We start from the raw sequence: 6,531 nt of genomic DNA, 5'->3' as shown, positions 1-6,531 counted from the left end.
ATATTGGATTCGTATTTCAGGCGTTTAATTTAATTCCAGTATTCACAGCAAAAGAAAATGTGGAATTTATCATGCTGCTTCAAAAAGTGCCGAAGGATGAAAGAGAAAGAAGAGCAATTGAACTTCTTGAATCAGTTGGATTGAAAGAACGTGCCGAAAATCGTCCTTCAGAATTATCAGGCGGACAGCAGCAGCGTGTTGCAGTAGCACGTGCATTAGCATCAAAGCCATCATTTGTTTTAGCAGATGAACCGACAGCGAATTTAGATTCTGAAACTGCTGAATCGCTTCTCGATCTAATGGAACAATTAAATCATGAATACCAAATGACTTTTGTTTTTTCAACTCACGATGCAAAGGTAATAAAAAGAGCTCGTCGTGTTGTTACTCTGGAAGATGGAAAAATCAAATCAGACATATATCAGAATGAAAAATCTCAGATCAATTCTTAATGGTTTTCTTCTTCTAATAATCTTTTCATTTAATTCATTTGCCCAGCTTTCTTCATTTGAATTGAATGGTTATGCGAAATATCTTTTTAGTTCCGTAAAAATTCCATATTTCTCTGAAAGATTTTCCGATCATTTAATTCACACCAGAATAAACACGAGATGGTATCCGGTTGAGTCTATAAGTGCCGCGTTGGAGGCTAGAATGAGAGGATTTTACGGGGAAACTGTAGAAAATTTTCCGAACTATATAGATCAAATAAAATCGAAACATGATTTTGTTCAGTTAGATTACGTCGCCTGGAATAAAAATAAATCCATCGGTTATGTTGAGATTGATCGAATTTGGTTAGACTGGCAATTCAAAAATTTTCAAACAACTATTGGAAGACAACGGATTGCTTGGGGAACAAGCTGGGTGTGGAACATTACAGATCTTTTTAATCCGCTTTCAATTTTGGATTTCGATTATGAAGAACGGCCGGGAGTTGATGCAATCCGATTGCAATATTATACAGGCGCTGTTTCAAAAATTGAAGCTGCTTTTACACGAGGTAAAACTCGAGGAAAATCAATTGCCGCAGTTCACGCAGTAATGAACAAATGGAATTACGATTTTCATCTGCTTGGCGGAGTAAAAAATAATCGCTGGATTCTTGGCGGAGCATGGTCGGGCGATATTTCAGGTGCGGGTTTTCGAGGAGAAATAGTCGCTTCAGCGGCACCACAAAAATCTGCAACTTCAATTAATAAAATTCCAAGAATTCTTGGAGAATCTCTTTTCGATTATGATAAACCAGTTTTTAGTTTAGTTCTTTCTGGAGATTATACTTTTGAAAATTCATTCTACATTCACACAGAAGTGCTATTCAATAGCAATGGAAAAGCAAGAAATGCAGCTATACATCAATTTGAAGCCGCAGAACTTGGGATGCTTTCGCCTTCTCGCTTGTCAATGTTTCATGAATTTTCGTACAATTTCACACCTTTAATTCGCGGATCAATTTTTGGCTTATTCAATCCGAACGATAAATCTTTCGTTGCAGTTCCGTCGCTGAATTGGTCAATTTTAGAAAATTTTGATCTGATGCTGATCGCTCTGCTGTTTGATGGTAAGCCCCTGAGCGAATTTGGGGGATTTGGTAAAATGTTTTTTATTAGAACTAAATATTCGTTTTAGAAATCGATATTTATCTGTTACGATTTCAATAGATTTTTTTTGTCTGATTAACTATTATTACGCACATTTTTTAAGATAATCCTAATCTAAGTCAACGGGATTAACGTAATTTTAACAGGAAATAAATCAGAGGTACAAAATGAAAAAAGTTAAAACGCTTTTTTTATTGATGCTCTTTTTCTTTAGTGCGGCTCGGCTTTCAGCTCTAACTGTGGAATATGTTGGTATTGATCGGCTCGCAAAAGAATCGAGTATAATAGTATATGGTAAAGTATTATCTTCTTACTCAGTATGGGAAGGACATTCCATCTATACCTATACGACTTTATCTGTAAAAGAAATGATCAAAGGAGAAACCGCATCGAAGAAAGTTGTTGTTAAACAGTTGGGCGGTACTGTTGGGCATATTTCGCAAGCTGTGGATGGAACTCCAAAACTTCAATCCGGAAATAATGTTGTTTTGTTTTTAAGATATTGGAAAGGGGCATATTGGATTCACTCTATCGTGCTTGGGCATTTCAATGTGATTGAAGAAAAAGGATTGAATTATGCTTTTAACAATCTCAATAATGTTGGGTTAGTTGATCCTGTTACCAAAAAAATTATCGAAGATGAAAATAGAATTGAAAATCGATTCGAATTAAATACTTTCATCTCCTCAATAAAAAACTCTGCTAAGAATTAGGAGGGGATTAAGATGAAATTAAAAATTATTTATTCAAGTCTACTAGCAGTGGTGTTTATGGGAATTGTTGGATTTTGTCTCATTACGAATTCATCTGGAAATTACAGAATGTACTTTGCTCACAATATCCCATTCACTTATCGCATGCATAGTTCGACTCCGACAGAATTTAACCCGACTATTGAAGCATCAGCTCAATCATGGAATGATCTTGAGGGATGTTACTTCGTTTTTCAGCGGGGAGCAAATACTGATGTCTCTTATGTTACGAACGACGGGATCAATGTTGTATTCTTCGATTTAGCGGGAAGCAATTTCAGCGATCCAAATGTGATCGCATTCTCATCGACATTTACTACAACTTCAGGAGGTTATCAAGCAACAGGTTCGGACCTAATCTGGAATGGGAGGGATTTTACTCCCGGTATTAATGGCGAATCAAATAAGATGGATTTAAAATCAGTCCTCACTCACGAATTTGGTCATCACATGGGGATCAACCATGCTGGACAGCCGCCGAGTCCTTCATCCGGTTCAAATGGATGCGGACCATTGAACAATCAGGCAGTGATGTGGTACGCAGTAAGCCGAGGAGATACTTCTCGCAGACATTTAAAAATAGACGATCAATTAGGTGCGATTTCAATTTATCCATCTTGGGTATTGCAAGGAACAATTCGCGATGCATCGACAAACCTTCCGCTTCAAGGTTCATTTTTGAAATTAGATGGAACTTGGGGATCAACGATTGGCTCTGTTCTTAGTCCATATTCAAATCGATGGAGTAGACCCGGTTGGCCTTATCAAAATATTCCGATTGATTCAACAGGATATTATGAAACTGCTGTGTTGAACAGAACATTTAATGTCACTGCTCAAAAATTCGGTTATTTTCCTCAAACGCAAGCGATAAGTTTCAATCCTGCCGGAGGAATTGGAAATACAGAAGTGATAGTCTACGATGCATCATTAAGTAAAAAACCGAATGTTTCTTTTACCGGGACTTTGATGGATGCTGTAACATTTAATGGAATATCTGCACGAATGAAAATAAATTGGGTGGGGGATACAACTTCACTCGGAAATGTTACTACCGGATTAGACGGCTATTATTCGTTTAATATTCCTGGCGATGAATATTATAAAATAAAAATAGATCTTGATCCGCCGTATAGAAGATTTATAACACTTGACAGTGTTTATCTTGATTTGACTGGCAAGTTACTTGACATTTCAACGACTCCAGTCTCAGTATTTCTTGTATTGAATGACACGCTAAAAACTATTCAAGATAAGCATATCAAATCGCTTGAAAATTCTGAAATTCCTTTTGCTGTTTGGGATGTGGCTGCTAAAGGATACATACCATCAAGTTCTTTATTTAGTACATTTACAAGTCCATTGACACTCGTGTGGGTGGCAGGAGGAGAAGCAACATCTGGGCTCCCGGATCTCGACAGAACAACTTTGATCGATCATCTCAATACTGGCGGAAGAGTTATTCTCACAGGGAAAAATATGGCAGAATACACAGATACGGCAGAAGTTCTTCTTTCTCAATATGCTGGAATTAAATTCAATTCGAACAATTCATCATTCAGCGGGAGAGGATTTAACGGAGATTTAATTGGTGATGGCTTGAGCTTACCGATGGCAGGCCCAGGAAAAGATCAACTTGAATTTTCTTGGGCAGCAAAAGGTCAGATGTTTAAAGTATTTCACTACGGAACCGGAACGGCTGATACTGTCAGAATCGGTGCGGTTCGGTCTGAGCATCCAACAACAAAATGGAAAATGGTTTTCTTTGGAATTGGTTTGGAAATGCTGAGTGATGCCAACCGCGATACAATACTTGCCCGCTCACTAAGATATACGCTCGATCCGAATGTATCAACAAGTGTCGGAGATGGCTATTCGTTGAGTACTATTCCGATGAAATATTCACTTTTCCAAAATTATCCAAATCCGTTTAATCCGGAAACGGTGATCAAGTTCGCTGTTCCAGAACAGTCGCACGTGGTGATTAAAGTTTATGATATGTTAGGAAAGGAAGTTAGAGCGTTGGTGAATGATGGAAAAGAAGCAGGCTATTTTGATGTGCGTTGGAATGGGAAAGATAATAAAGGATTGAAAGTTTCTTCCGGGACTTACATCTATAGAATTACAGCGAAAAGTAATAAGTCCGGAAAAGAATTTACTGAAAGTAAAAAATTAGTTTTATTAAAATAAATTTCTATCGTAGAGACGCATGCCAATGCGTCTCTGCAGATTAAAGTACTAAAGGAGTTCAATGCAAAAAGGTAAAATTGTTTTTGGTGTGTTCGTAGTTTTTATGTTGTTCGTTGTTTATAAATTATTTTTTACAACAAGCACAGAGCTTACGGATTTCTCAACTCTGGATCCAAACGATAATAAAAATATTGAAGTACGTGCTCAGCTTGCAAAAGATCAACCAATACAAGTTGATGCAAACGGTTCGAATTTTTTTATTAAGGATAGAAATAACAAACTCTACAAAGTTCAAGGTCCGGGAGAAGTGCCTGAATATTTTCATGATGCGAATATCGTTGTTATGCGAGGGCATTTGCACCACGATTATTTTCACGCTTCATCTATCGTTAGTATAGAGATGTAGAATAATTAGTCCGGTCTGTGCAGCAAAGTGTATTCTTGAAGGAAGTCCAGGCAGTCAATGGTTTGATATAGTTATAATATTAAATTATATTTTAACTGGATTTATATTTATTTATCAATGTTCAATTATAAAAAATCGTATTTTAATTTTATTGAGAAATTAAAGATTCAGACCATCAAGTTTTACGACGATCGATTGGTGAGCATTATTTTGTTCGGGTCTGTTGGTCGTGACAAATTTCATCCTGAATCAGATGTAGATATTTTAATAATACTTGAAGATGTTCCTATTGGGAGATATAATAGATTTTTTGAGTTTTATGAGAATGTTTATTTGAACACTGAAGACGACCGCATTGACCTAATTAAGAAAGGTATGAATTTGCAAGTATCTCCGGTCATTAAAACGAAGGAAGAAGCTAAATATGGAAGTCCTTTATTCATTGAAATGGTTGATGGTTGTAAAATTTTATATGACAGGGATGATTTTTTCAAAGATGTTCTTAATAATTTAGAAGCAAAAATGAAAAAATATGGAAGCAAGAAAATTGAATTTAAGGGAGGATACTTTTGGAGGTTAAAGTCTGATTACACTTGGGGAGATGAGATCAAATTATGACCAACAACGAGCTTAGCTTAAGTTATATCTCGAAAGCAACTAAGAGATTGAAGATTTTAACTGTATTAAAAGATGAATCGGCTTTTTCAGATGTCGTCAGAGAAGCTCAAGAGATAGTTGAATTGGTTCAAAAAGCCATATTGAGAAAGATCGGTATCGATCCACCTAAATGGCATGATGTTGGTGAAATTATTAAAGCAAATTTTGAAAGTATACCAAAAGAATATCACAATAGAATTTTAGATTTAATCCCAAATGCAAAATGGTTAAGAGGAGAAAGAGAACTCTCATTTTATGGTGATATAGATTTTATCCCAACTGAAGAGTACACAATTAACGATGCAGAAATAGCAATTCAATCAGCAAACGATTGGGTAACTATTGGAACGATTTTATGTAAGGATTAAATTCAAATTCAACATTCTACTCTTTGCACATCTCGACAAGCCCAGTACGAATTGATGATTGACGATTGATGATTTAGTTTATATTCATTCGATAATTAACAATCGACAATACATAGATTGATGATATTCCGCACTTCGCATTCTACATTCCGCATTTCCTTAATATCCCACAGAATTTCTATATATCCACTCTGCATGTATCTCATTGATGATTCTGAATTCATCAGAGTCAATCTTTTCAGTGCTCTTGAAAATGTTCTCAGCATCATCGAGTTGTTCTGCACGCAGAGCTTTACTTGCAGAAAGTACGGCGAGTTTTTTCACTGTAATCGTATCTCCATTTTCTTTATCGACGTATCCTTCTACGAAATATGGTCCCATTGAAATAGTAAGCGGCGCATATTTCTCATATTCTTTCGGAAAGATAACAGCTTCAAACGTTCCGGTTAAGTCTTCAAGCGAGAGGAATTTCATAATGTCTCCTTTTCGAGTGCGTATTCGTTTTGACGTCATCAGCCAGCCGATTGCACGCACACGCCTTCCTTTACTTTGTCGCA

8 protein-coding genes are annotated in these 6,531 nt (G+C 36.4%); 7 read left to right on the top strand and 1 reads right to left on the bottom strand.

What is annotated here, in order from left to right; translation table 11 throughout:
* From FJ213_12345 to FJ213_12315, 7 genes are all read left to right on the top strand, one after another.
* Positions 1 to 452: ATP-binding cassette domain-containing protein (locus tag FJ213_12345; GenBank protein MBM4176943.1), on the top strand; the 452-nt coding region annotated here is incomplete at its 5' end.
* Positions 427 to 1,629: a hypothetical protein gene (locus FJ213_12340; protein MBM4176942.1), complete on the top strand. Its 1,203-nt coding sequence runs from the start codon at positions 427 to 429 to the stop codon at positions 1,627 to 1,629. The genes FJ213_12345 and FJ213_12340, both read left to right, overlap by 26 nt.
* Before the next feature lie 139 nt (positions 1,630 to 1,768).
* The gene (locus tag FJ213_12335) at positions 1,769 to 2,314 is read left to right on the top strand and encodes a hypothetical protein (GenBank protein ID MBM4176941.1); all 546 of its coding nucleotides are present in this window, start codon (positions 1,769 to 1,771) and stop codon (positions 2,312 to 2,314) included.
* 12 nt (positions 2,315 to 2,326) lie between these two features.
* Complete coding sequence (locus FJ213_12330) at positions 2,327 to 4,543, top strand: T9SS type A sorting domain-containing protein (GenBank protein MBM4176940.1); 2,217 nt, start codon at positions 2,327 to 2,329, stop codon at positions 4,541 to 4,543.
* A gap of 61 nt (positions 4,544 to 4,604) precedes the next feature.
* Positions 4,605 to 4,949 (top strand): hypothetical protein, encoded by a 345-nt coding sequence (locus FJ213_12325; protein ID MBM4176939.1) that lies wholly within the window; start codon positions 4,605 to 4,607, stop codon positions 4,947 to 4,949.
* A gap of 117 nt (positions 4,950 to 5,066) precedes the next feature.
* Positions 5,067 to 5,567 (top strand): nucleotidyltransferase domain-containing protein, encoded by a 501-nt coding sequence (locus FJ213_12320; GenBank protein ID MBM4176938.1) that lies wholly within the window; start codon positions 5,067 to 5,069, stop codon positions 5,565 to 5,567.
* Positions 5,564 to 5,974, top strand: a complete 411-nt coding sequence (locus FJ213_12315; protein ID MBM4176937.1) for a HEPN domain-containing protein — start codon at positions 5,564 to 5,566, stop codon at positions 5,972 to 5,974. Before FJ213_12320 ends, FJ213_12315 begins: the two co-directional genes overlap by 4 nt.
* Before the next feature lie 159 nt (positions 5,975 to 6,133).
* On the opposite strand, the gene FJ213_12310 is transcribed toward FJ213_12315, so the two are convergent.
* Entirely contained in the window at positions 6,134 to 6,448 is a 315-nt protein-coding gene (locus FJ213_12310; GenBank protein MBM4176936.1) for a hypothetical protein, read from the bottom strand.
* Positions 6,449 to 6,531 lie beyond the last annotated feature (83 nt).

The organism is Ignavibacteria bacterium (assembly GCA_016873845.1).
In the GTDB taxonomy this organism is placed as follows: domain Bacteria; phylum Bacteroidota; class Ignavibacteria; order Ch128b; family Ch128b; genus JAHJVF01.
This window is presented reverse-complemented; position numbering and strand designations above follow the sequence as displayed.

What these genes read in the sequence shown, in the direction of transcription:
- FJ213_12340 (MBM4176942.1), top strand. Translation starts at nt 427, where the DNA reads ATGAAAAATCTCAGATCAATTCTTAATGGTTTTCTTCTTCTAATAATC.
- FJ213_12335 (MBM4176941.1), top strand. Translation starts at nt 1,769, where the DNA reads ATGAAAAAAGTTAAAACGCTTTTTTTATTGATGCTCTTTTTCTTTAGT.
- FJ213_12330 (MBM4176940.1), top strand. Translation starts at nt 2,327, where the DNA reads ATGAAATTAAAAATTATTTATTCAAGTCTACTAGCAGTGGTGTTTATG.
- FJ213_12325 (MBM4176939.1), top strand. Translation starts at nt 4,605, where the DNA reads ATGCAAAAAGGTAAAATTGTTTTTGGTGTGTTCGTAGTTTTTATGTTG.
- FJ213_12320 (MBM4176938.1), top strand. Translation starts at nt 5,067, where the DNA reads ATGTTCAATTATAAAAAATCGTATTTTAATTTTATTGAGAAATTAAAG.
- FJ213_12315 (MBM4176937.1), top strand. Translation starts at nt 5,564, where the DNA reads ATGACCAACAACGAGCTTAGCTTAAGTTATATCTCGAAAGCAACTAAG.
- FJ213_12310 (MBM4176936.1), bottom strand. Translation starts at nt 6,448, where the DNA reads ATGAAATTCCTCTCGCTTGAAGACTTAACCGGAACGTTTGAAGCTGTT.